The organism is Rathayibacter sp. KR2-224 (genome assembly GCF_049446075.1).
GTDB lineage: Bacteria > Actinomycetota > Actinomycetes > Actinomycetales > Microbacteriaceae > Humibacter.
In genome coordinates, this window is the sequence record NZ_JBMSEB010000001.1 from 1715875 (window position 1) to 1739040 (window position 23166).

The following is a 23166-nucleotide window of genomic DNA, read 5'->3' on the forward strand; positions in this document are numbered from 1 at the left end:
GTGCGCGCCGTCGTGCTCCGCGGCGCCCGGACTCCACCGCTGGTCGAAGACGTGGAACTCGCCGAGCCGAAACGAGGCGAGCTCGTCGTGCGCATCGAGGCGGCCGGTGTGTGCCACAGCGACTTCCACTACATGTCGGGCGAGCTCACGGCGCCGCTTCCGCTCGTTCTCGGTCACGAGGGGTGCGGCATCGTCGAGGAACTCGGCTCCGATTGCGACGGGCGAATCGCGATTGGCGACCGCGTCGCGCTGCTGTGGCGACCGAGGTGCGGCAGGTGCGATGCATGTCTCTCTGGAAACCCCGCGCTGTGCGAGAAGGGTGCGGTGCAGGCATCCACGGGCGGCCTGCCTGACGGCACGAGCAGGCTCTCGCTCACCGACGGTTCGGAGTTGCATCACCTGATGGGTGTCTCGTGCTTCGCGGAGCGAGTCGTGGTGAGCGAGAGCGCCGTCGTGAAGGTGCCGGAGGGCGTTCCACCTGAGGTGGCTGCCATCTCCGCCTGCGCGGTGGTCACGGGCGTCGGTGCGGTTCTCAATGTCGTGGAGCACGCGGCCGGCGTCGGGATGCTCGTGGTCGGAGCAGGCGGCGTCGGACTCTCCAGCGTGATGGGTGCACGCCTCGTCGGCGCGAACCCGATCATCGTGGCCGATCTCGATCCGGCGAAACTGGCGCTCGCACGCGAACTCGGTGCCACGCACGTCATCGACAGCGGGAAGCACGACCTCGTCGAGGAGGTGGGGCGCATCACCGCCGGGACGGGAGTTCCATGGGTGATCGAGGCCGTTGGTAGGGCAGCGACCCTCGAGGCGGCGCTCGAGTGCGTGGCCGCGGGCGGCACCCTCGTCGCCATCGGTCTCGGATCCGCCGAGACCCGGTTCGCCGTTCCGCTCAACCGGCTGGTGCAGCGCCAGAAGCGCATCGTCGGCTCGCTGTACGGGTCGGCCAACCCACCGCTGGATCTTCCGCGCATCTTCGGCTTGTACCTGGCAGGGCGCCTGCCCCTCGACCGTCTCATCGGCGAGCGGATGCCGCTGGAACGGGTGAACAACGCGTACGAGGCGCTGTTGGCCGGCTCGGTCGGCCGCGGCATCCTCGTACCCTGACGGGCGCCGACCGCCCGCAAGTCGGGCGGAAATAGGTACAACTGCCGTACGAATTGCGCGCGGCTCGAACAAATTAGGCAGACTGGAGTCTGCGTCGCGGCCAGAACCGGCATCCCACGCGTCGCATCGAAGACACCCGCTGAAGCGAAGGAGCTTGTCCATGACCCTGCGCAGCCAGGACTGGTACGGCGGAGAAGGCCGCGACCCATACATCCACAGAGCGTGGATGCGGCGCGGCATACCCGCGGATGCCTTCAACGGCCGCCGCCCGCAGATCGCGATCGCGAACACCGCGAGCGACCTCACGCCGTGCAACATCCACCTGAACGAGGTGGCGGAGTACGTGAAGAACGGCGTGTACGAGGCGGGCGGCATTCCGCTCAACCTGCCGGTCGTCAGCCTCGGCGAGACGCTCGTGCGGCCCACCGCCATGCTCTGGCGCAACATGGCCGCCATGGCGATCGAGGAGATGCTGCGCGCAAACCCGGTGGATGCCGTCGTGCTGCTCGGCGGGTGCGACAAGACCATCCCCGCGCTGCTGATGGGCGCGGCATCCGTCGACATCCCGGCGGTCGTCGTGCCCGGTGGCCCCATGCTGAACGGACACTTCCGCGGAAAGCTGATGGGCTGCGGCACCGGGGTCTGGCAGCTGAGCGAAGAGGTGCGGGCCGGCACGCTCAGCGAAGCGGAGTTCGAGCGGTCCGAGACGTCGATGATCCGCTCGAAGGGCCACTGCAACACCATGGGCACGGCTTCGACCATGGGAATCATGGCCGAGGCACTGGGTATGACGATCCCGGGCCTGGCCGGCACGCCGGCCGCCGACTCGCGTCTTCTGGAGGCCGCGCACGCGACCGGACGCCTGGCCGTCGAGCTCGTCGCGGAGGACCGCCGCATCTCTCAGGTCATCACGAAGGAGTCGTTCCACAACGCGATCGTCGCCTTGGCCGCGGTGGGCGGCTCGACCAATGCGGTCGTGCACCTGCTCGCCATCGCCGGCCGGCTGGGCATCGAGCTCACGCTCGACGACTTCGACCGCATCGGCGCCGACGTACCGCTGCTGGTCAACCTGCAGCCGGCGGGCGAATACCTGATGGAGGATCTGTTCCGCGCCGGCGGTGTGCTCGCGGTCTTCGACCAGGTGAAAGACCTGTTCGACCCCAATGCCCAGACCGTGATGGGAGCACCGCTCGTGGACTTCCTCGGCGCCCATCCCGTGTGGGACCGTGATGTGATCTCGCTGCGCGAGGACCCGCTGCAGGATGCCGCAGGCATCGCGGTGCTGCGCGGCAACCTCGCCACCCGCGGCGCCATCATCAAGCCGGCGGCGGCAACAGCCGAGCTGCTCGTGCACAGGGGCAAGGCGGTGGTGTTCGACTCGATCGAGGACTTCCACGCCCGCATCGACGACCCTGATCTGGATGTCGACGCCGACTCGGTGCTCGTGCTGCGCGGATGCGGGCCGAAGGGCTACCCGGGAATGCCCGAGGTCGCCAACCTGCCGCTCCCGCCCAAGCTGCTGCAGCAGGGCGTGCGCGACATGGTGCGCGTGTGCGACGGACGGATGTCGGGCACCGCGTACGGCACCGTGGTGCTGCACGTTGCACCCGAGGCCGCGGCAGGCGGCACGCTCGCACTCGTGCGCGACGGCGACATCATCTCGCTCGACGTTCCGAACCGGCGCATCGAGCTCGAGGTCAGCGATGAGGAACTCGCACTGCGCAAGCCTCCGTTCCGCGAGACGGGAGCGTTCGCGAAGGCCGACCGCGGCTGGCAGAAGCTCTACATCGAGCACGTTCAGGGCGCAGACACCGGGGCCGACCTCGACTTCCTGATCGGATCGAGCGGCTCGCTCGTGACGCGCGAATCGCACTGACGCCGGCTCTCCGCGGGTTGAGTAGCGGGCCAACGGCCCGCGTATCGAAACCAAGACCTGGAACCCAACGGAGCACACACCCACCCCGGCAGGTTTCGATACGCGCCTGCGGCGCTACTCAACCAGCGACGCTCACCAACGTGCGGCGCCACTCAACCAGCGATACAGCGGTCAGCCGCACGAAAGGACGCAACATGAACGACACGACGAACCGCGCGCCGCTCGCGCTCGCACGGGTGCGGTCCGGCAAAGACACGATCTGGGCGGTGCGCTCGGGCGACGCCTATGGGCCGCTGGGGACCACCCTCTCCGAACTGCTCGGGCTGTCGCGCGACGAGGCCCGCGCAAGGATCGAGCGAGCAGCAGAGCAGGCCGCCGATGGAGGCATCCCCGTGGAGGCCGTTCTGGCGCCGGTCGACCCTGCGCAGGAGGTGTGGGCGGCAGGCGTGACCTACCTGCGCAGCCGCGACGGCCGCATGGAGGAAGCCACCGACGGCACACCGTACGACCGGGTGTATGTCGCGGAGCGGCCCGAGCTGTTCTTCAAGGCGACCGGCCGACGCGTCGTGGCGCACGGCGAACCCGTCGGGGTGCGGGCCGACTCAGGCTGGGATGCGCCGGAGCCCGAACTCGGCATCGTGCTCGACGCACACGGCGAGATCTTCGGATTCGTGCCGGGCAACGACGCGAGCAGCCGTTCCATCGAGGGCGAGAACCTGCTGTACCTGCCGCAGGCCAAGGTTTACACGGCATCCTGCGCACTCGGTCCAGAGATCGTGCCGTCCTGGCTGACGCAGCAGCCGTTCGACATCGGCATGACCATCACGCGAGCCGGCGAGACGGTGTTCCAGAGCAGCACCTCGACGGATGCCATGGCCCGCTCGCTCACGGACCTCGCCGACTGGCTCTTCCGCGGCCTCGACTTTCCGGAAGGCACCATCGTGCTGACGGGAACCGGCATCGTGCCAGGCGCGGACTTCACGCTCACGCCGGGCGACGAGGTCACCATCGACATCGCGGGCGTCGGCACACTCAGCAATCCCGTGATCGGGGTCGGCCGCTGAGACGCGCCGAGTGCGCGACAATGTACAACCAGCAAACGCTTTCTCAGGACGCGCGAGAACCGGTGAAGGAGACACGATGAGCGACAGCACCACCGACATCCGAGAGGACACCGACCTCGATTCGGTGATGAGAACGGCCGCCGAGGCTGCACCGGTGCTTGCCGCAACGACCCCGTCCGAGCGTGCCGGCTGGCTTCATGCGATCGCGGATGCGCTCGACGCCGACGCAGCCTCCCTCGTTCCGCTCGCGATGCGCGAGAGCCACCTGCTCGAACAGCGTCTGAAGGGGGAGCTCGTGCGCACCACGTTCCAGCTGCGGCTCTTCGCCGAGCACATCGAGCGGGGCGCTTACCTCGAGGCCACCGTCGATCACGCCGATCCGGCATGGGGCATGGGGCCCCGCCCCGACCTGCGCCGCGTGCTGCGCCCGCTCGGACCGGCAGCCGTGTACGCCGCGAGTAACTTCCCGTTCGCGTTCTCTGTGGCCGGCGGCGACACCGCCGCCGCGATCGCCGCCGGATGCCCCGTCGTCGTCAAGGCGCACCCCGCGCACCCCGAGCTGTCGCGCGCGGTGGCGACGCACGTGAGCGCCGCACTCAAGGCCTCCGGCGCTCCCGATGGGGCGTTCGCACTCGTCGAGGGCCTGGAGACCGGCCGTGATCTCGTGCTGCACCCGGAGACCACCGTGGCGACGTTCACCGGATCGCTTCGGGGCGGCCGCGCCCTTTTCGACCTCGCAGCATCGCGCCCGACCCCCATCCCGTTCTACGGCGAGCTGGGCAGCGTGAACCCCGTGTTCGTGACGCAGGCCGGGGCATCCGCCAGGGCCGACGAGATCGCGACCGGGTTCGCCGGCTCCATGACGTTGGGCGTCGGCCAGTTCTGCACGAAGCCGGGCGTGCTGCTCGTTCCCGCAGGAGCTGGGCTCGAGGAGCTCGTCGTCGACGCGGTGCGCGCCACCTCCGGCGGGGAGATGCTGGACGAAAAGATCCACAAGGGGTTCTTCGACAGTCTCGGCTCGCTTGCCGATCGCGACGACGTCGAGCTGCTCGCCGGAGATCCCACGCGTGCCGACGTCCCCACACCGACCCTTTACGGCACGGATGCCGCGGCCCTGCTCGCCCATCCGCATGAGTTGCTCGAGGAGCATTTCGGCCCGGCCGCGCTGCTCGTACGGTACGGGTCCCCTGACGAGGCGCTCGCGGTCGCCCGGGCGCTGGAGGGCCAGTTGACCGCCACCGTGCAGGGCGCAGACGACGACCAGGATGCGGCGGCGCTCGTCTCCGTGCTCGCGGACAAGGCGGGCCGCGTGCTCTACAACGGCTGGCCTACGGGTGTTTCGGTGACGTATGCGCAGCAGCACGGCGGACCCTACCCGGCAACCACCGCACCGCACTTCACGTCGGTCGGCACGGCATCCATCGCGCGGTTCCTGCGTCCGGTCGCCTACCAGGACGTGCCGGATGCCGCGCTGCCGCCGGCGCTCCAGGAGGCCAACCCGTGGCGACTGCCTCGGCTGGTCGACGGCGCGCCTGTCCCTGCGCCGTCAGGGGAGTAGGTGCTGGCGCACTCGTCGGCGGTCGTGGTCGAGTCCCGGTTCGTCGACCGCTGACCTTGCCGGGCTGGCGCGCTGGCCGGTCCGTGCATCGTCACTGCCATCCGCCGTCGACGACCCAGGTCTGGCCCGTGCACAGTCTGGAGTCCTCGGCGGCGAGCCACAGCACCATGCGCGCGACGTCGGCGGGGTACAGCAGCTCCGGCAATGCCTGCATGCGGTAGATGTGCTGCTTCTCCGCCTCCCCCACCCACTTGTCCAGCTGCCTGGCCGTCATGATCCAGCCGGGGATGACGCAATTGACCCGGATTCCGAAGGCGCCGAACTCTCTGGCCAGTGTTCTCGTGAGGCCCTCGATGCCGGCTTTCGCGGCTATGTAGACGGGTAGGTCCCTCAGGTCGATGTGCGCACTGATCGACCCGAGGTTGATGATCGAGCCCCGCCCGGCATCCTTCATGCCCTGCACGACGGCCTGTGCTGCGAAGAAGTGGTGCCGGATGTTCACGTCCATGCGGTCGTCCCATAGGTCGACGTCGACGTCGTCGACCCGGTGCCTCGTGTCGTTCGCGGCGTTGTTGACGAGCACCGTCACCGGACCGAACCTCTCCGCGGCCGCGCGGATGCTCGCGGTGAGGCCGGGGATGTCGCGCACGTCCGCGTGCCGATACGACGGTTCAGGGTCTCCGCGCTCCACCACCTCATGGATCAGGGATGCCGCCGCGTCGTCGTCGAGATCGACGAACGACACGCTCGCACCCTGTGCCGCCAGTTGACTCACGAATTCGCGGCCCAGCCCGGATGCCCCGCCGCTCACGAATGCGTGCGCACCCCGAAGCGATGGATAGTCGGCGAACTCGGCGGCGGGCGATCGCGCAGGCTTTGCCGAATCGAGGGTCACATCGCCCGCGTTCATCGGCGGAACAGGCATCCTCGCTCCTTCGCGTGGCCTCTCGCGGTGTGCGTGAAGTTTTCTCCGCGCGCACGAAACGTCTCGTGAGCCCAGGGTAGGGGCGGGTGAGTGCATGGTCAACTTCACGAGCGACGCGAGAAACTTTCGTGGCGGCATCCCGTGGCATACAGTGTGCACATGTCTGATCGCGAGACCGCCGAGGTGCGCCCGTCGAGGGCGACGCTGGCCGAGGTGGCAGCGCTAGCGGAGGTCTCGGTCGCCACCGTGTCGAAGGTGCTGAACGGACGCACCGGAGTGTCGGACGAGACCCGCAGCCGGGTCGAAGCCCTGCTGAACGACCGCAACTACAACCGGCGCTCGACGCCGCAGGGCACGGCGCCGCTGATCGAGGTGCTGTGCTTCGAGATCGACAGCCCGTTCGGCGCGGCCGCCATCGCCAGCATCGAGCGCATCGCGAGGGAGCGACAGATCGGCATCGTGGTGTCCTCTGCAGAAGAAGACCACAGGCCGAATCCCGGATGGGTAGACGGCGTCCTGCGCAGACAGCCGCTCGGCGTCATCCTCGTCGCGTCCGAACTCGACCCGAAGGATGCCCAGCGGCTGCGCTCGCGCAGCATCCCGATGGTCATGGTCGACCCGTACGGCGCCCCTGCGTCGGATGCCCCGTCGATCGGTTCGGCCGACTGGAACGGCGGCTTCCTGGCCACCCAGCACCTGATCGACCTGGGCCATACCGACATCGCGATCATCACCGGTCCGGAGAACCAGATGGCGTCGACCGCACGCCTCTCGGGCTACCGGGCAGCCCTCGACGCGGCGCGCATCCCGGTGCGCCCCGAATACATCCGCCCCGGCCGTTTCCACCATCACGACGGCTACGTCGGCGGCACCGAGTTGCTGACTGCTGCGCATCCGCCCACCGCGATCTTCGCCTCTTCCGACCTCCACGCCCTCGGCGTCTACGAGGCCGCTCGTTCGCTCGGCATCTCCATACCGGGCGACCTCTCGGTCGTCGGATACGACGACCTGGCCATAGCGAAATGGGCGGGACCGCCCTTGACCACCATTCGTGTACCGCTCGCCACGATGGCCGAGCAGGCCACGCATCTGGTCACGCGGTTGCGCGACGAGCCCGACCTCGCATTCAGCCGAGTCGAGCTCGCGACGTCGCTCGTCGTGAGAGAGAGTACGGCCGCGCCCAGGGCCTGACGGCTCCTGCCCACCTCGTATGCAACGGCCGTCGGGCCGGGATTCCCTTGGCGCACCCCGATGAGCTGGCGCCCCCAGCCTTCGCCTGTGCTGCCCCAGTGCCTGCACCTGGATGCACCTGCCCAGCCCGGCCCTCGTCGCCCTCGCCACCCGCCACGCTGCTCCGTTCCGAATGCACTCCAATCGATAACGAAACTTTCTTGCGTACATGGAAAGCTTGACATGAAGTTTCGCGCGGAATAACGTCATGCCGACAGCGGTATCCACCCGCTGCTGCAGCGAGAACAACGGCGTCCATGCGCGAACCTCTGACCAGGCGAACGGCGGCCGCCGATCCCGAACGCCGCGATTCCACGGATCCCGGCTCCCACTCGGATACGACGCCGTATCCGCAACCGAAGAGGATCACAATGCACGTGCCATTCCGATCGAAGAAGGCGCTGAGGGCCGTCGCCCTGGCAGCACTGGTGGGCATGACAGCGCTCGGGCTCGCCGCCTGCAGCAGCGGCAGCAACCAGAGCTCGAGCGGCAGCGCCACCAAGGGAACGATCAACTGGTGGGGCTGGACCCCGACGAACAGCCAAGAGGCCAAGGATTTCATCTCGGCGTTCAACAAGAAGTACCCAGACATCAAGGTCAACTTCAAACTCATCGACATCACGAGCTACGACGCGACCATCCGCGCCGCGCTCGCCTCCAGCGGCGGACCCGACCTGTTCGATCTGCAGCCAGGCGCACGCGTCCAGCAGTTCGGGCCGTACGCCGAAGACATGGCTCCCGTGGCGAAGGACGCCCTCGGCGCGAACTGGAAGTCGAAGATCGCGCCCATCGCCATCAGTGGCATGACCCTCAAGGGCAAGCTCACCGCGTTGCCCGTGGGATCCACGTACGCAGGCATGTTGTGGGTCAACTCGCAGCTGTTCGCCAAGTACAACCTGAAGCCTCCGACGACTCTCGACGAGTGGAAGAAGGACTGCCAGGTCTTCAAACAGGACGGAGTCGGATGCTTCGTGCAGGGGGCTGCCCAGGAGGGCTTCGACCAGGACACCCTGCAGTCGATCTCCAACTCGGTACAACCCGGCGTCTGGACGAAGGCCTCGCAAGGAAAGGCGAAGTGGAATGACCCGACGATCGTGAAGACGCTGACGATCTGGAAGGACCTGTTCGACAGCGGAATCATGCAGGCGGGTGCGCTGGGCGCTCAGCAGTATCCGGATGCGAACAACCAGTTCCTGACCGGCAAGTACGCCATGATCATGATGGGCACCTGGTACACGCAGTACGCGACCCAGACCGCCATGGCCGAGGCGATCTCGGCAGCAGGTGTCGCCGGCGCGAAGACCTTCCCCATCCTGCCCGTCGCCTTCCCGGACGTCGCGGGCAAGGGCCACACCAGCGAGATGTACGGCGACGCCGACTACGGACTCGCCGTGGCATCCAAGTCGAAGAACCGCGCAGCTGCCGAGACCTTCGCCAAGTGGATCGCGACCACGACAGAGGGTCAGCAGGTCATCGCGAACCGGCTCGACACCCTGCCGACGCTGAAGGGCGTCAAGCCGGACTTCTCGCAGATCAAGTTCGTCGATCCGGGTCTGCAGAGCACTCCGGTCAACGACCTGCTGAAGAAGGTGGGAAGCGTGAGCGAGCCGCGAGAGGCGCTGCTGAGCGCCGACGTGCAGAACGCCATCCTCGCAGCCGCACAATCGGTCGCGGGCGGGAGCTCCACACCGCAACAGGCGGCCGACACGCTCGAGAAGGCCGCAGAGGCCGCGGCGAACCAGTGAGCGAGTTCCGAACGTCGGGTGTGCACCGATCCTGTGGAGGCCGATCATGACCGATTCGGTGATTCGCACCAGGCGCACGTCGCCGACCGCGCCGCAGGGCGGCCGTCCCCCTCGCGGGGCCGGCCGCCGGCGCCGCCGGCTGCACGCCCCCGGCCTGCCCTGGATCCTGCCCGCTCTGGTGCTCGGCATCGGGCTCATCTATTACTGCATCGGCTACACCGGCTATATCTCGCTGCTCAACTGGGACGGCCTGAGCCCCGAGCCGGAGTGGGTCGCGCTGCACAACTACATGAGGATCTTCCAGGACCCCGTGTTCTGGAAGGCGGTTTGGCATACCGTCGTGTTCTTCATCGTCACGTTCGGCCTGCAGACTCTGCTCGGCCTGGTCTTCGCCGTCATGATGCATTCGAAGATCAAGCTCGGCGTTCTCTACAAGGTCATCGTTTTCGTGCCCGTCGTGCTGGCACCCGCGATCATGGCTCCGGTGTTCCGGCAGATGTTCGCTGCGAACGGGCAGTTCAACTGGCTGCTCGACCACATCGGCCTCGGCTTCCTCGCTCAGCCGTGGATCGGCCAGGAGAGCACGGCGCTGCCGGTCATCATGGTCATCACCATCTGGCAGTGGACGGGCCTCACCTTCGTGCTCTACTTCGCGGCGATGAGCCAGATCGACCAGTCGATGATCGAGGCGGCCCGAATCGACGGTGCCGGTAACGTGCGCACGCTCGTCAGCATCATCTGGCCGAGCGTGCGGGGCACGACGGTGGCGCTGGCCATACTCAGTGCGATCGGCGCGCTGAAGACGTTCGACGTGCCATGGCTGGTCACGATCGCTGGGCCCAACAACGCCACCCAGTTCCTGGGCACGTACATCTACCAGACCACCATCCAGCTGGCGCATGCCGGGTACGGCGCCGCACTCTCGGTCATCCTGCTCGTCGTCGCGCTCGTCATGGCCATCATCTTCCAGACCGCCGGACGTGAGCGCACGAGGGAGAAGGCATCCGTCAGGAAGGGAGCCAACTGATGTTCGAAGTCAGAACCTGGTGGGGAAAGCTTCTCTTGCAGCTGGCGGCGACCGTGTTCGTGCTGCCGTTCCTCTTTCCGCTGATCGTCATGGTGCAGGGCTCGTTCGCCGGCGCGGGCTGGGGCAACTACTCCGCCGTTCTCGGGGTGCCCGGATTCTTCCGGTTCTTCTTGAACAGCGGAATCATCGCGCTCGGCGTGATCGTGCTCGTGTACGTCGTGACCATGTTGGCCTCGTACGGATTCGCGAAGCTGCACATCAGGGCGCGCGAGGTCTACTTCTGGATGCTTCTGGTCTGCCTCACCCTGCCCGAGGTGGTGCTTCTCACCCCGCTGTTCGCCACCACGCAGCAGCTCGGGCTGTACAACACGTATCTGTCCGTGATCCTCCCGCTGGCCGCCCTGCAGGTGCCGTTCGCGGTGCTCCTCACCCGGAACTTCATCAACGGGCTGCCGGACGAGATGTTCGAAGCCGCGCGTGTCGACGGCGCCAATTCCTTCCGCGGATTCCTCTACCTGGTCATCCCGCTCACCCGCCCGATCGCCGCGGCGGTGCTCATCTTCACGCTCATCGGCGCCTGGAACGACTACCTCATGCCGTTGGTGTTCTTGCAGTCCCAAGATCTGCAGACCATCACGTTGGTGCCGCAGTTCTTCGTCGGCGAGTTCAGCAACGATCAGACCAAGGTGCTGGCATCCGCCGTGCTGACAGCGGTTCCCGAGATCATCGCCTACCTGTGCCTGCAGGGCTTGTTCGAGCGCGGCCTCTCGGCGGGGGCGATCAAGTAGCAGATCCTCCGGCGGGCGGTGCAGAGCCGCGCGCCGCCCACATCTCCACCCTTATCGATAGAGAGGACGGCCTCGTGCCACTCATCCAAGTAGATCTGTCCCGCGAGCTCTTCGACGCGTCGCACGACGCGATCGGCGACGCCATCCACGAGGCGCAGATCGAAGCGCTAGGCATCCCAGCAGACGACCGGTTCCAGGTGTTCCGGCCGCACGGGCCCGGTGAGCTCAAGTTCGACCCGACGTACAACGACGTCGACCGCAGATCGCTCCTGCTGATCAGGGTTACGGCCGTGCACATGTACCCCGCCGCCACGAAGCAGGCGTTCTTCCGCGCCGTGGTCGACAAGCTGGAGCCTTTCGGCATCCGTCGTGAAGACGTGCTGATCAGCCTGGTCGAGAACGGCTTCGAGGACTGGTGGGCCGGTCGCTGAGCCGTCAGCGCTCGAACTTGCCGCGCTCGCAGACGCGGGCGAACCATCCCAGAGAGGAAATCACTGTGCTCAAGCACGACAACGCACCGCTGAGCGTGCTCTTCATCGGCGGAACCGGAACCATCAGCGCATCCTGCGTGCGCCTAGCGGAGGCGACCGGCATGCGCGTGACCGTGCTGAATCGCGGCTCGAACCGGGCGCAACGCGAGCTGCCGGCATCCGTCGAGCAATTGACGGCCGATGTCGCCGACGAGCATGGGATCGCCCGTGCGATCGCCGACCGCGAGTTCGATTCCGTCGTCAACTTCCTCTCCTACGACGAGGGCGACGTGCAACGGATGCTCCGCCTCTTCTCAGGCCGCGTCGGCCAGTACGTGCACATCAGCTCGGCATCGATCTACGCAAAGCCCGTGCGGCAGGTGCCCATCACGGAGTCGACACCCACTGGTCCGAACCCGCCGCTGCCGTACGCGACGGCGAAGTGGCGAGCCGAGCGGGCGTTGTTCGAGGCGCACCAGGCATCCGGCTTCCCTGTGACGATCGTGCGTCCGTCGCATACCTACGACGACCAGAACCCGCCGCTGCCTGGCGGTTGGACCGTCGTCGACCGGCTGGCGCGAGGCGAAGAGCTGCCGGTGCACGGGGACGGCACGTCGCTCTGGACGCTCACGCACGCCGAGGACTTCGCGCAGGGACTCGTGGGCCTCCTGGGCAATTCCCGCGCTATCGGAGAGGTCTTCAACATCACGGGCGACGACGTCTACACATGGGATCAGATCTACACGATCGTCGCGAGGGCGCTGGGCGTCGAGCCGCGGCTCGTGCACATCGCGAGCGAGCTCTACCCGGTCATCGCGCCCGAGTGGTTCTGGTCGGGCGAGATGGTCGGCGACCTCGGGCATTCGGCCATCTTCGACACGACGAAGATCCGCAGGTTCGTGCCGGGCTACGCGCCCACGCTCACGTTCGAGCGCGCTGTTGCGCGCATGATCGGGTGGCGCGCCGAGCATCCGGATGCGGCAGCCGGTGACTCGGAGACCGAGGCCGTGCTCGACCGCTTCGTGGCCGCGTACCATGACGCGCGAGCGGTGGTCGCCAGGCATACTCCTGTCATGTCGACCGAGCAGACCGCCGCGCCCGTCGACGCCGCGGCCGTCGACGCTCCCGAGCCGGAGGAGGTACGAAGGTGACCGTGGCAACCAGAAGCCTGGGCACGAGCGGCATCGAGGTCTCGGAGCTGTGCTTCGGAACCAGTCCGCTGGCAAGCATGGCCCGGCTGTACGGGTACGAGGTGGACGAACGAAGGGCGATCGACACGGTTCTTGCCGTGCTCGAGAGCCCGATCCGTTTCATCGACACCTCCAACGGATACGGCGAGAACGGAACGGCGGAGCGGCGCATCCGAGCCGCACTGCGCGAGTACGGCGGGCTGCCGGACGACGTCGTGCTGGCGACGAAGGTGGATCCGGACCCCGTCACGGGGGACTTCTCGGGTGCTCGGGTTCGGGCATCACTCGACGAGAGTCTCGAGCGACTCGGCGTGGATCGCATACCCCTGCTTCATCTGCACGACCCGGAGCGCATCACCTTCGAGCAGGGTACGGCCGACGATGGACCGGTTGCGGCGCTCGTCGATCTGAAGCGACAGCGAGTCGTCGACCACATCGGCGTGGCCGGCGGGCCCGTCGACCTGCTCGGCCGCTATCTCGACACCGGCGCATTCGACGTGGTTCTCAGCCACAACAGGCACACCCTGCTCGACCGCTCGGCCGATGCGCTCTTCGAAGCCGCTCGAGCGCGCGGGATCGGTGCGCTCAATGCTGCGCCGTTCGGGGGCGGGATGCTCGCCAAGGGCCCTGCTGTGCAGCCCGGTTACGCATACGGCGAGCGCGACGGCCGCATCGCCGCAGCGGCGTCCGCCATGCAGGATGCCTGCACCCACCACGGCGTGCCTCTCCCAGCTGCCGCGCTCCAGTTCTCGCTCCGGTCCGAGGTGGTCGATTCGACGGTCGTGGGCATCTCGACACCGGAGCGCGTCGAGCAGACCCTCGAGTACGCGGCGATGGAGATCCCGGCCGAGCTCTGGGACGAACTCGAGGCCCTCGCACCCCCGGCCGACCTCTGGCTGCACTGACCCACCGCCGGTTGAGTAGCCGGCCAATGGCCGGCGTATCGAAGCCGCGCACTGGGATGCCGGGCTTCGATACGCGGCTTCGCCGCTACTCAACCGGCGGTGGGCGCAGCGACCACGGCCATCACTGGTCCGCGACGATGACCTCCACGCCGCCGGCCTCGAACTCGGCGACCAGGTCGGCGGGCGGTCGCGCGTCCGTGATGAAGTAGTCGGCCGCGGCGATGGTCGCCACCTGCGCAAACAGGTCCCGCCCGAACTTGGAAGAGTCCGCGAGTATGGCGACCCGGGATGAGCGTGCGATCATCGCAGCCATCATGTCGGCGTCGCCGACGTTGCTGGTCGAGTACCCGCTCGTCGGGGAGACGGCCCCAACACCGATGAAGGCGATGTCGCCGCGTACCTCGATCTCGCGATCGCTGGAGCCGAGTCGCAACGCGAGCGGTCCCGTAGTCGTCTGCGTCACCGTGCGCACGGAGCCACCGAACACGTAGAGATCGCGAAGAACGTTCGGTGAGATCTCGGCGGGTATCCGAAGATTGTTGGTCGCGATGGTGAGATTCCGCTGCTTCCTGAGGTGACGCACCAGCGCGAGCGTCGTGGTGCCGCCGTTGAGCATGACCACCGATCCGTCTTCGACCAGTGCGGCGGCCCGTCGCCCGATCGCTTCCTTCGCCGCCGTCTGCACACGCAGCCTGACCTCGAGCTCCGTATCGGGTTTGGTTCCCGCGCTCAGGCTGACGGCGCCGCCGTGGGTGCGGATGAGCAGCCCTTCACTGTCGAGCTGATCGAGGTCGCGTCGGATGGTGTCGGTGGAGACGCCGAAGTGCGACGCGAGCTTGGCAACAGTTACCTCGCCGTGTTCCGACACGTAAGCCGCGAGATCCGCTTTGCGCCCAGCGGGAAGTCGCCGTTCAGCTTCCAGCATGCTCATCGTTTTTCCCCCTCAGATCCGGATGCGTCGGCATCAGCCTAGGACAGCAGCATAAAACAGCATCGAACGGCACGTATAGGCCTACCTTTTCGGTAGACCGTGCTGTTTTCTGCTTGACGTCGCAAGCATGACGTTCCTATCATGCAGATAACTGCATAAAGCGGTAAAGAGCAGCAGCAGTCTTACCAACGATGGGAGAATCATGGGCAAGGGAGCTCAGCGGTCGTTCAAACGATCGCGATGGATGCTCACAGCGGCAGCGACGGTGTCCGCGGCCGCGCTCGCGCTGACGGGCTGCAGCGGCGGCAGCCCCAGCGCCAGCGACACCAATCAGAAGGTGAACCTGACCTTCTCGCAGTGGTGGGCCCCGGAAATGCCGAGCGGCGCCCTGCAGAAGATCGCGGATGACTTCCACAAGGCGCATCCGAACATCACCGTCAAGCTGATCAGTGCACCGTTCGCGTCGCTGCAGACGCAGACCATCTCGCAGGCCGCGTCAGGCACGCTGCCCGACATCGTCGGCCTTGATGGGTCATGGGTGAACCCCCTGTACAAGCAGGGCGCGCTCTACAACCTCACTGACGCGATGAAGTCGGCGAAATACGACGACAGCGACCTGGCCAGCCAGGTTGCGTTCAAGGGCAGCACGTACATGATCCCTGTGGTCAACTTCGTCTACCCGCTCTTCACGAACGACGCGATTCTGGCCAAGGCGGGCATCACGACGCCGCCTGCAACCTGGAGCCAGTTCACCGACGACGCCAAGAAGATCAGCCAGTCGGATGCCGGCGCCAAGGGTTGGGTAGTGCCCCTCGGAACCACGAACCCCAACGGTGTGCAGAACGACATCCTGTCCTGGGCGTGGGCCTCCGGCGGCAGCATGCTCAAGGCCGGGCAACCGGACCTCACAGGCAATGCCGACGTCACGGGTGCCGTGAACATGGTCAAAGACCTGGTGAGCTCCAACGCCGTGCTCCCGGGCGCGAACAGCCTGCAGGAGACCGACAAGGTCACGAACTTCATCAACGGCCGCGTCGGGATGATGATCGACTCTCTCGCGCACGTGACGACCATCACGAAGGGCGCACCTGACCTCAAGTTCAGCGTCTCGGCCCAACCGGTGAAGGACGGCTACAGCGGCACGAAGGGCATGCTGACCGCATCGTGGGGTATCGGCATCTCCGCGAAGACGCAGCACGCAGCGCAGGCGTGGCAGTTCATCCAGCACCTGATGAGCAAGGACACGAACTCCAAGCTCTCCACACTCGCGAACGGGTTCCCCGGGAACAAGACGTCGAAGCCGGACTTCACCGGCGCCGACGCGCACTTCCAGGCCGCGTTCGCCATCTACCAGAAGAGCAAGCCGGTCAACGAGTTCACCGGCCTTCCGGCCGCAGACCAGCTCATGACCTCGTTCCTCACGGAGTTCCAGAAGTCGGTCGCCGGCCAGGAGTCGACCTCGGCGATGCTCCAGAACGTCCAAGCCCAGTGGAAGAAGCAATTCTGATCTGCACCTGACCTGCAGAACGGGCGGCCGGCTCCGGCCTGCTGCAGCCGGCCGCCCCGAAAGGAACCACCATGACCACATCACCACCAGACACGGTGATGATCACGAGCCCGGCATCGCCCGTGCCGTCACGTCCGCGCAGGGGGCGACGCAGACCGTTCGAGCCGTACCTCCTGATCGCGCCGACGGTGCTGCTCGTCACCGGCCTCATGGTCGTGCCGGTCGTCATCGTCATCGCGTATTCGCTCTTCGACAACGTCGTCACGAACCAGAACCCGCAGTTCGTCGGGCTCGCCAACTACTTCACGATCCTCACCGACCCCAACTTCTGGAACGCGGTCGTCAACACCGTGGTCTTCACGGTCGCCAGCGTCGTCATCCACATGATCATCGGTATCGGTTTCGCACTGATGCTCAATTCGAAGCTCGTACACAAACTGCCGCGGGCGATCTTCAGGGCGATCTACATCTTGCCCTGGATCTTCACCGCCTCCGTCGTCGCGGTGCTGTGGCGACTCCTTCTCGACCCCTCAGGCGTCGTCAACTACCTGCTGCAGGCACTGGGGATCCTGCACGAAGCGGTGCCGTGGCTCGCCACACCTGCGACCGCGCTCCTCGCGGTCACCGTGATCAACATCTGGTCCGGCTACCCGTTCTTCATGATCAGCTTGCTCGCCGGGCTGCAGGGCGTACCTGGCGATCTCTACGAAGCCGCTCGCGTCGATGGAGCTGGGCTCATTCGCCAGTTCTTCAGCGTCACTCTGCCTGCGCTGCGGCCGATCCTGTTCAGCATGGCGCTGCTGGACCTGCTCTGGACCACGCAGCAGTTCACCCTGATCTGGGCCACAACGGGCGGCGGCCCGATCAACCACACCGAAGTTCTCAGCACCTACACGTACAAGCTCGCGTTCAACAGCTACCAGTTCTCACTGGCATCCACGAGTGCCGTGCTCATTCTTCTGGCATCGCTCTTCGTCGCGATCTTCTACGTACGTCAGCAGAAGAAGGCGAGCCTGTTTTGAGCATCGCACTGAAAACCCGCACGAAACGCAACGTCGGACGCGTCTTCATCTACGTCGCGCTGCTGGTCGGTGCCGTCTTCGCCGGTTTCCCGGTTCTCTGGATGCTGTCCAGCTCGTTCAAGTCGAACGCGAACATCTTCGCCTACCCGCCGAAGCTCTTCGACGGCTCGTTCTCTCTCCAGCCCTACGTGGCGGTCCTCACCGACCCGGTCAAGATCGGGTACTTCGTCAACAGCTACATCGTCGCCATCTGCGTCGTCATCATCACGCTCGTCATCGCGCTGCTGGCCGCATACGTGTTCAGCCGATACGAGTTCAGGTTCAAGTCGATCATCCGAGTGGTGATCATAGGAGTGCAGGCGGTTCCCCCGATCACCCTGCTGATCCCGTTCTTCGGAATCATGGTCGGGCTGCACCTCTACAACACCTACCAGGGCCTGATCCTCACCTACGTGGTCTTCACGCTGCCGTACGCGATCATCATGATGACCGCCTACTTCGACAGCCTTCCCCGCGAACTCGACGAAGCGGCGCGGGTGGATGGTGCCACATCCTTATCGGTCCTCTGGCGGATTCTCGTGCCCGTCTCCGTGCCTGGCATGGTGTCCGTCGGTCTGTACACGTTCATGATCTCGTGGAACGAGTACCTCTTCGCGCTGACCCTCACTCAAACGGACGACCGCAGGACGGTACCCGTCGGCATTCAACTCCTCATGGGCCAGAACAACTACCTCTGGAACGAGGTCATGGCGATGAGCATTCTCGGCTCGATTCCCGTGCTCGTGCTCTTCCTCATCTTCCAGCGCTACTTCATCGGCGGCCTCGCGGCCGGCGCCGTGAAGTCCTGAGCCACCCGACCTGACCACAACACAGAAAGAGAAACCGTGCTGTACAAAGGCAAGTCCATCCTCGACGTAGCGAACGAGCACAATTTTGCGATTCCCGCTTTCAATATCAGCGACTGGGCGATGTTCAACGGAGTCATGGACATCAGCGAAGAACTGGCGGCGCCGGTGATCATCGCCATCCATCCGGACGAGGTGGCGCACATCACCACCGACCTCATCGCTGCGATGCACTCCCGCGCTCACCGCTCGAGCGTTCCCGTCGCGATCCACTGGGATCACGGCGGTGACTTCGAGCAGATGATCACCGCGATCCAAGCGGGCTTCACCTCGGTGATGATCGACGCGTCGCTCAAGCCGTTCGACGAGAACGTGGCGCTGACCCGGAAGGTGGTCGAGGCCGCGCACGCCGTGAACGTGCAGGTCGAAGGCGAGCTCGGCACCATCGGAGCCAACGACAGCTACGGTGAATCCGGGGCCGCCGAGATCATCTACACGAACACGGCAGACGCCGTGCGTTTCGTCGAGGAGACCGGGGTGGATAGCCTCGCCATCGCCATCGGCACCTCCCACGGGCTGTACCCGGCAGACAAGAACCCGGAACTGCGGCATGATCTGCTCCAGGAGATCAAGGCGGCCACCGGCATCCCGCTGGTGCTGCACGGCGGCTCGGCCAACCCCGACGCCGAACTTCGCCGAGCGGTGGAGCTCGGAATCAACAAGATCAACATCTCCAGCGACATCAAGGTCTCATACCACAACCGCATGCGCGAGGTGCTCGGCACAGACGAGCGGCTGCGGGAGCCGAACGTCATCCAGCCCGAGCCGATCGCAGCACTGAAGGAAACCGCGAAGCAGAAGATCGAACTTTTCGATGCAGCCGGAAAAGCGGATCTCTACTGACGCGATGTCTCCCTCGGGGCCGGGGAACATCATCCTCGGCCTCGGTGGAACCATCGACTACGAAATCGTCTGGGACGAGCAGCTTCTCCAGCGGTTGGCGTTGGAACACGGCATCCGCCGTGACGAATGCGACTCGTCGCTCCCGATCAGCGACGAGCGTTCGCTCGTCGCTGTCATCCTCGGGTTCGCTCTCGAACGGCACGGCGGCGAGCGCTTCGTTCGGTCGCCCTCCGTGATCGAAGAGTTCGCGGCCTTGCACGAGAAGACGGTCACGTTGGGCGGGACATGTGTTCGCGCCGCGCTCATCATGAGGGCGCTCGGCGTGCGTTCGACCGTGCATCTCGTGAGCATCGACGACGACTTCCGGCGGCTGTATCCCCGTGACTGCGACTACATCTCCAGCGCCGTTCACGACGGAATGCCTCCGCACCTGATCGTGCAGCTGCCCAGGCACGCACGGATCGGGCTCGCCGATGGGGAGGTGTGCATCGAGGGCGCCGATCGGCTGATCTTCGCGAACGATCCGCCGCACGTTCGCATGGAGCTCAGCCCCGACCTTCAAGAGTCCGCGCGCACGGCGCAGTGGTTGCTCGTGTCCGGGTTCAATGTGATGACAGACCTGCAGCTCCTGCAACATCGGCTCGGGGAACTGCGATCGATGCTCGCGGTGCGCCGGGCGACGGCTGTCGTGATGTACGAGGATGCCGGGTTCCATTCGCCGCACCTGCAGCGGACGGTTCGTGAACGCATCTCGCCGATCGTTGACGTGTACAGCATGAATGAGGACGAGCTGCAGACGCATGTCGGCCGCGACGTCGATCTTCTCGACCCCGGCTCGGTCGCACGTGCGATCAACGACGTGCGTGCCCTCATCCCCCACCCCACTCTGGTGATCCACACCCGATACTGGGCCCTGGCATCCGGACCGAACGCCGAGCGATACTCGACCGGGCTACGCGGAGGAGTCTCCGCGGCAACGGCGCGCTACGTGCACGGCGACGGGGTCACCGCGGCGCGTGTCGCAGCGATCGACGAGCTCGAACCGCCGGCCGAACACCGCCGGATTGCGGAGTCCCTTCCGCAGGTCGTGAGCGAGCCGGTGGTGTGCGTCCCCGCGTACTCGGTCTCCGTCGCGCACCCCACAACGATCGGGCTGGGCGACTGCTTCGTCGGCGGCTTCCTGGCCGCGCTGGCGACAGATGCCGGCCAGGAGATGAGCCCGGCGTGAGTATCGGTGCGGCCTAGGGCGCGACGAGCTTGCCGTCCTCCGCATCCTGCGGCGCTTGCGCCTTCAGCTTGAAGTGCTGCTTCTTACCTGTTGCCGTGTACGGCAGGTCCGAGACGAACGTGTACCTGCGCGGACGCTTGTAGTCGGCGAGCGCGACGCTCGCACGCAGGTAGGCGTCGAGCTCGCCGGCCGCGGCGCGGGCATCCGTCAGCTTGCCCTCGCGCGGCTGCACGTAGGCGACGACGAGTTCGCCCCACTCAGGGTGCGGAAGGCCGACGACGATGGAGTCCGCCACGTCGTCGTGACCGGCCAGCACCTCCTCGACCTGCACGGGATGCACGTTCTCGCCTCCCGAGATGATCATGTCGTCCTTGCGACCCACCACGGTGATGATCTCGTTCTCGTCCCACGTGGCGAGGTCGCCCGGATACACCCAGCCGTCCCTGAACTTCTCGGCCTGCTCCTCAGGGTTGCCGAGGTAGGCGTATCCGCTCTTCACCGAGCGCATGATCACCTCGCCGATCTCCTGGCCGTCCTTCTTCGCGTACTCGTCCGGCGACGCGATCCGGTCGGCGAAGACCTTGACGACCGCGACGTCGTCGTCGAGGCAGGCCCGGCCCGCCGCGCCTGCGGCATCCGGAAGGTCGTCGGGCCGCAGGTAGGTGTTCCAGAACGCCTCGGTCGTTCCGTAGCCGTTCGCTATGCGCGGAGTGAGCACGCGCTGGTAGCGCAGCGCGGCGGCGCGGTCGAGCGGAGCGCCCATGGTGACGATGCCGTGCAGCGACGACAGGTCGCGCGCTTGTGCTTCCTGGGCATCGGCCAGGCGCTCGAGATTGGTCGGGGCGCCGATCACGTACGTGAGCCTGTCCTCCTGGATGCCGTCGAGCACCACCTGCGGATCGAACTTCGGCAGCGTGACCACCTCGGCACCCACGTAGAACGCCGTGTTCGGTCCCGCGCAGTAGTTGCCGCCGCGGTGGAACCACGGCGACATGTTCATCGTCTTGTCCGTTGGCGCCAGCGGGAAGTGCATGATCACGTCGTGCGCCGTGAGCACCTCGTTGAGGCTGGTCAGCGGCACCGCCTTGGGCATGCCCGTGGTGCCCGAGGTGTAGAGACGCGACGTCTCATCCCAGGTGCTGGCATCCGCGGGCGCGTGGAAGGTGGGAGCGTCATCCGCCAGCAGCTCCTCGAACCGCACCGCGCCTGGCAGCACCTCGCCCGAGCCCACGCCGGCGAGGATGCGCGGCGTGTGCTCGGCGAGCTCGAGCGCCTGACGCACGTTCGACGCGTCATCCGTGTCGTACACGAACACCGTCGGCTTCTGGCTGGTGAGGATGTGCGCGGTCTCGGCCGGCGCGAGTCGGAAGTTCATCGGGGAGCTGACGGCGCGAAGCCCCTGTGCAGCGATGTACAGGAAGGCGAACTCCGGAACGTTCATCAACTGGTACCCGACGATGTCGCCGACTCCGATGCCCCGGGAACGCAGCCCCTCGACGAGCCGCCCGGTCACCTGGCCGAGTTCTGCATAGTTCCAACGACGACCAGAGGACGGATCGGTCAACGCGGGTCGCCGGCTGTACCGGTGCGTGTTCCGCTCGAAGGCCGCAGCCCACGTGAAGTGGTTCTCGAAAACGCGTCGAAAGTCGCTTGGGTCGTAGTCCGTGTTCCGCTCCGCCGAGCCGTTGCCGCCGTCTGCCATCGTGGTTCCTTCCTTCGCCCTGACGCCCGGTCATCTTCGTCGGCCGCCTGCTCGGCGTGAGCCTATCCCCGGTCAGGCATCCTCATCCGGTGCCGTCGTTGGGCGGCGACTAACGTTGAACCCCATGCAGACGCCAGCGGCAGACATCCACGTCGACGAGCAACTGGTGCGCGCCCTGCTGAACGAGCAGCACCCCGACCTGCGCGGGAATCTGCGGCTGGTGACGAACGGCTGGGACAACGCGATCTACCGGCTGGGAGACGACCTCGCCGTGCGTATCCCGCGCCGCGACGCGGCAGCCCACCTGATCGCGCACGAACAGCGCTGGTTGCCCGAGCTCGCCGCGGGCCTGCCCGCGGCAGTGCCCGTTCCCGTTCGCGTGGGAGCGCCCAGCGCGTTGTTCCGCTGGACCTGGAGCGTGCTGCGCTGGGTCGAGGGAGTCGACGGAGCGGATGTCGCGGCACCCGATCGCACGCCCCTCGCCGTGCCGCTCGCGCGCTTCGTCGCAGCGTTGCACGTTCCGGCACCCCGGATGCCCGGCGGTCAACTGCACCCGGACGTTCCGCTCAACCCGGTTCGAGGCGTACCACTGGCATCCCGCGACCGTGTCGTACGTGAGCGCCTCTGGGAGTTGCGCCGGCTCTGGGACCTCAGCGCACTGGGCGAGCTGTGGGAGGAGTCACTTGCCGCACCACCCTGGCAAGGGCCACCGATCTGGCTGCACGGCGACCTGCATCCCGGCAACCTGCTGCTGGATGACCGTGCGGGCCACCCCGCGTCGCTTGCAGCCGTGCTCGACTTCGGCGACCTCACGGCCGGCGATCCCGCGACCGACCTGGCGACGGCCTGGCTCACGTTCCGCCCTGAGGCGCGGGAGGTGTTCCGCGCGGTGGTTGCGGACTCCTCCCATCCGCTGTCGGGCGCGACGGATGCCGCCACCTGGCTCCGCGCTCGCGGCTGGGCTCTCGTAATGGGCGCCGCGCTCGCCACCGCCTCCGACGACAACCCGCGGATGCATGCGGTCGCCACGCACACGCTGAGCGAGCTGTTGCGCGAGGCCTACGCCCGCTGAGTCACGGCCGCCGCGCCACCGCGGGTCGACTAGCACGCGAAGCGCGCGTATCGAAACCCACTCCCCCTGGAACA

General features: G+C 66.5%; 20 protein-coding genes. 17 read left to right on the plus strand and 3 right to left on the minus strand.

What is annotated here, in order from left to right:
• The 4 genes from ACO2Q7_RS07770 to ACO2Q7_RS07785 all read left to right on the plus strand — a co-directional run bounded on the left by ACO2Q7_RS07770 (nucleotide 1) and on the right by ACO2Q7_RS07785 (nucleotide 5602).
• The gene (locus ACO2Q7_RS07770) at nucleotides 1-1104 is read left to right on the plus strand and encodes a zinc-binding dehydrogenase (protein ID WP_423355029.1); all 1104 of its coding nucleotides are present in this window, start codon (nucleotides 1-3) and stop codon (nucleotides 1102-1104) included.
• Nucleotides 1105-1264: 160 nt separating this feature from the next.
• Nucleotides 1265-2980, plus strand: coding sequence for a dihydroxy-acid dehydratase (locus ACO2Q7_RS07775; protein ID WP_423355030.1), 1716 nt, complete (start codon nucleotides 1265-1267; stop codon nucleotides 2978-2980).
• Nucleotides 2981-3174: 194 nt separating this feature from the next.
• Complete coding sequence (locus ACO2Q7_RS07780; RefSeq protein WP_423355031.1) at nucleotides 3175-4044, plus strand: fumarylacetoacetate hydrolase family protein; 870 nt, start codon at nucleotides 3175-3177, stop codon at nucleotides 4042-4044.
• A 76-nt stretch (nucleotides 4045-4120) separates the two neighbouring features.
• Nucleotides 4121-5602 (plus strand): aldehyde dehydrogenase (NADP(+)), encoded by a 1482-nt coding sequence (locus ACO2Q7_RS07785; RefSeq protein ID WP_423355032.1) that lies wholly within the window; start codon nucleotides 4121-4123, stop codon nucleotides 5600-5602.
• 91 nt (nucleotides 5603-5693) lie between these two features.
• Here the strand turns inward: ACO2Q7_RS07785 and ACO2Q7_RS07790 are convergent, their stop codons facing one another.
• Nucleotides 5694-6527, minus strand: coding sequence for an SDR family NAD(P)-dependent oxidoreductase (locus ACO2Q7_RS07790; RefSeq protein WP_423355033.1), 834 nt, complete (start codon nucleotides 6525-6527; stop codon nucleotides 5694-5696).
• Nucleotides 6528-6686: 159 nt separating this feature from the next.
• Here ACO2Q7_RS07790 and ACO2Q7_RS07795 point away from each other — a divergent pair, with 159 nt between their 5' ends.
• The 7 genes from ACO2Q7_RS07795 (at nucleotide 6687) to ACO2Q7_RS07825 (ending at nucleotide 13882) form a co-directional block, all read left to right on the plus strand.
• On the plus strand, nucleotides 6687-7718 hold the full coding sequence (locus tag ACO2Q7_RS07795; RefSeq protein WP_423355034.1) for a LacI family DNA-binding transcriptional regulator: 1032 nt from the start codon (nucleotides 6687-6689) through the stop codon (nucleotides 7716-7718).
• A gap of 416 nt (nucleotides 7719-8134) precedes the next feature.
• Nucleotides 8135-9502, plus strand: coding sequence for an ABC transporter substrate-binding protein (locus ACO2Q7_RS07800; RefSeq protein ID WP_423355035.1), 1368 nt, complete (start codon nucleotides 8135-8137; stop codon nucleotides 9500-9502).
• Between the two features lie 46 nt (nucleotides 9503-9548).
• Nucleotides 9549-10529 carry a carbohydrate ABC transporter permease gene (locus ACO2Q7_RS07805; RefSeq protein WP_423355036.1) on the plus strand — a complete coding sequence of 327 codons (981 nt, stop codon included), beginning with the start codon at nucleotides 9549-9551 and terminating at the stop codon, nucleotides 10527-10529.
• A complete protein-coding gene (locus tag ACO2Q7_RS07810) occupies nucleotides 10529-11317 on the plus strand; it encodes a carbohydrate ABC transporter permease (protein ID WP_423355037.1) in 789 nt (262 codons plus the stop codon). The genes ACO2Q7_RS07805 and ACO2Q7_RS07810 overlap by 1 nt, the downstream gene beginning before the upstream one ends.
• 74 nt (nucleotides 11318-11391) lie before the next feature.
• Complete coding sequence (locus ACO2Q7_RS07815; RefSeq protein ID WP_423355038.1) at nucleotides 11392-11748, plus strand: tautomerase family protein; 357 nt, start codon at nucleotides 11392-11394, stop codon at nucleotides 11746-11748.
• 65 nt (nucleotides 11749-11813) lie between these two features.
• The gene (locus ACO2Q7_RS07820) at nucleotides 11814-12938 is read left to right on the plus strand and encodes an NAD-dependent epimerase/dehydratase family protein (RefSeq protein WP_423355039.1); all 1125 of its coding nucleotides are present in this window, start codon (nucleotides 11814-11816) and stop codon (nucleotides 12936-12938) included.
• Nucleotides 12935-13882 carry an aldo/keto reductase gene (locus ACO2Q7_RS07825; protein WP_423355040.1) on the plus strand — a complete coding sequence of 316 codons (948 nt, stop codon included), beginning with the start codon at nucleotides 12935-12937 and terminating at the stop codon, nucleotides 13880-13882. The genes ACO2Q7_RS07820 and ACO2Q7_RS07825 overlap by 4 nt, the downstream gene beginning before the upstream one ends.
• A 121-nt stretch (nucleotides 13883-14003) precedes the next feature.
• Here the strand turns inward: ACO2Q7_RS07825 and ACO2Q7_RS07830 are convergent, their stop codons facing one another.
• Complete coding sequence (locus ACO2Q7_RS07830; RefSeq protein ID WP_423355041.1) at nucleotides 14004-14813, minus strand: DeoR/GlpR family DNA-binding transcription regulator; 810 nt, start codon at nucleotides 14811-14813, stop codon at nucleotides 14004-14006.
• A gap of 244 nt (nucleotides 14814-15057) precedes the next feature.
• On the opposite strand from ACO2Q7_RS07830, the gene ACO2Q7_RS07835 reads away from it, so the two are divergent.
• The 5 genes from ACO2Q7_RS07835 (at nucleotide 15058) to ACO2Q7_RS07855 (ending at nucleotide 20318) form a co-directional block, all read left to right on the plus strand.
• Nucleotides 15058-16320 (plus strand): ABC transporter substrate-binding protein, encoded by a 1263-nt coding sequence (locus ACO2Q7_RS07835; protein WP_423355042.1) that lies wholly within the window; start codon nucleotides 15058-15060, stop codon nucleotides 16318-16320.
• Between the two features lie 71 nt (nucleotides 16321-16391).
• Nucleotides 16392-17342: a carbohydrate ABC transporter permease gene (locus ACO2Q7_RS07840; protein WP_423355043.1), complete on the plus strand. Its 951-nt coding sequence runs from the start codon at nucleotides 16392-16394 to the stop codon at nucleotides 17340-17342.
• Nucleotides 17339-18190 carry a carbohydrate ABC transporter permease gene (locus tag ACO2Q7_RS07845; RefSeq protein ID WP_423355044.1) on the plus strand — a complete coding sequence of 284 codons (852 nt, stop codon included), beginning with the start codon at nucleotides 17339-17341 and terminating at the stop codon, nucleotides 18188-18190. The genes ACO2Q7_RS07840 and ACO2Q7_RS07845 overlap by 4 nt, the downstream gene beginning before the upstream one ends.
• A gap of 36 nt (nucleotides 18191-18226) precedes the next feature.
• Nucleotides 18227-19090 carry a ketose-bisphosphate aldolase gene (locus ACO2Q7_RS07850; protein ID WP_423355045.1) on the plus strand — a complete coding sequence of 288 codons (864 nt, stop codon included), beginning with the start codon at nucleotides 18227-18229 and terminating at the stop codon, nucleotides 19088-19090.
• A 4-nt stretch (nucleotides 19091-19094) separates the two neighbouring features.
• Complete coding sequence (locus ACO2Q7_RS07855; protein WP_423355046.1) at nucleotides 19095-20318, plus strand: ADP-dependent glucokinase/phosphofructokinase; 1224 nt, start codon at nucleotides 19095-19097, stop codon at nucleotides 20316-20318.
• A 13-nt stretch (nucleotides 20319-20331) separates the two neighbouring features.
• Here the strand turns inward: ACO2Q7_RS07855 and ACO2Q7_RS07860 are convergent, their stop codons facing one another.
• Complete coding sequence (locus ACO2Q7_RS07860; protein ID WP_423355047.1) at nucleotides 20332-22020, minus strand: class I adenylate-forming enzyme family protein; 1689 nt, start codon at nucleotides 22018-22020, stop codon at nucleotides 20332-20334.
• A gap of 124 nt (nucleotides 22021-22144) precedes the next feature.
• On the opposite strand from ACO2Q7_RS07860, the gene ACO2Q7_RS07865 reads away from it, so the two are divergent.
• Nucleotides 22145-23092, plus strand: a complete 948-nt coding sequence (locus ACO2Q7_RS07865) for an aminoglycoside phosphotransferase family protein (protein ID WP_423355048.1) — start codon at nucleotides 22145-22147, stop codon at nucleotides 23090-23092.
• The last annotated feature ends 74 nt before the right edge of the window (nucleotides 23093-23166 follow it).

Excerpts from the sequence above, each read along its gene's own strand:
- ACO2Q7_RS07775 (WP_423355030.1), top strand. The coding sequence starts at position 1,265 with ATGACCCTGCGCAGCCAGGACTGGTACGGCGGAGAAGGCCGCGACCCA.
- ACO2Q7_RS07780 (WP_423355031.1), top strand. The coding sequence starts at position 3,175 with ATGAACGACACGACGAACCGCGCGCCGCTCGCGCTCGCACGGGTGCGG.
- ACO2Q7_RS07785 (WP_423355032.1), top strand. The coding sequence starts at position 4,121 with ATGAGCGACAGCACCACCGACATCCGAGAGGACACCGACCTCGATTCG.
- ACO2Q7_RS07790 (WP_423355033.1), bottom strand. The coding sequence starts at position 6,527 with ATGCCTGTTCCGCCGATGAACGCGGGCGATGTGACCCTCGATTCGGCA.
- ACO2Q7_RS07795 (WP_423355034.1), top strand. The coding sequence starts at position 6,687 with ATGTCTGATCGCGAGACCGCCGAGGTGCGCCCGTCGAGGGCGACGCTG.
- ACO2Q7_RS07805 (WP_423355036.1), top strand. The coding sequence starts at position 9,549 with ATGACCGATTCGGTGATTCGCACCAGGCGCACGTCGCCGACCGCGCCG.
- ACO2Q7_RS07810 (WP_423355037.1), top strand. The coding sequence starts at position 10,529 with ATGTTCGAAGTCAGAACCTGGTGGGGAAAGCTTCTCTTGCAGCTGGCG.
- ACO2Q7_RS07830 (WP_423355041.1), bottom strand. The coding sequence starts at position 14,813 with ATGAGCATGCTGGAAGCTGAACGGCGACTTCCCGCTGGGCGCAAAGCG.
- ACO2Q7_RS07835 (WP_423355042.1), top strand. The coding sequence starts at position 15,058 with ATGCTCACAGCGGCAGCGACGGTGTCCGCGGCCGCGCTCGCGCTGACG.
- ACO2Q7_RS07840 (WP_423355043.1), top strand. The coding sequence starts at position 16,392 with ATGACCACATCACCACCAGACACGGTGATGATCACGAGCCCGGCATCG.
- ACO2Q7_RS07855 (WP_423355046.1), top strand. The coding sequence starts at position 19,095 with ATGTCTCCCTCGGGGCCGGGGAACATCATCCTCGGCCTCGGTGGAACC.
- ACO2Q7_RS07860 (WP_423355047.1), bottom strand. The coding sequence starts at position 22,020 with ATGGCAGACGGCGGCAACGGCTCGGCGGAGCGGAACACGGACTACGAC.
- ACO2Q7_RS07865 (WP_423355048.1), top strand. The coding sequence starts at position 22,145 with ATGCAGACGCCAGCGGCAGACATCCACGTCGACGAGCAACTGGTGCGC.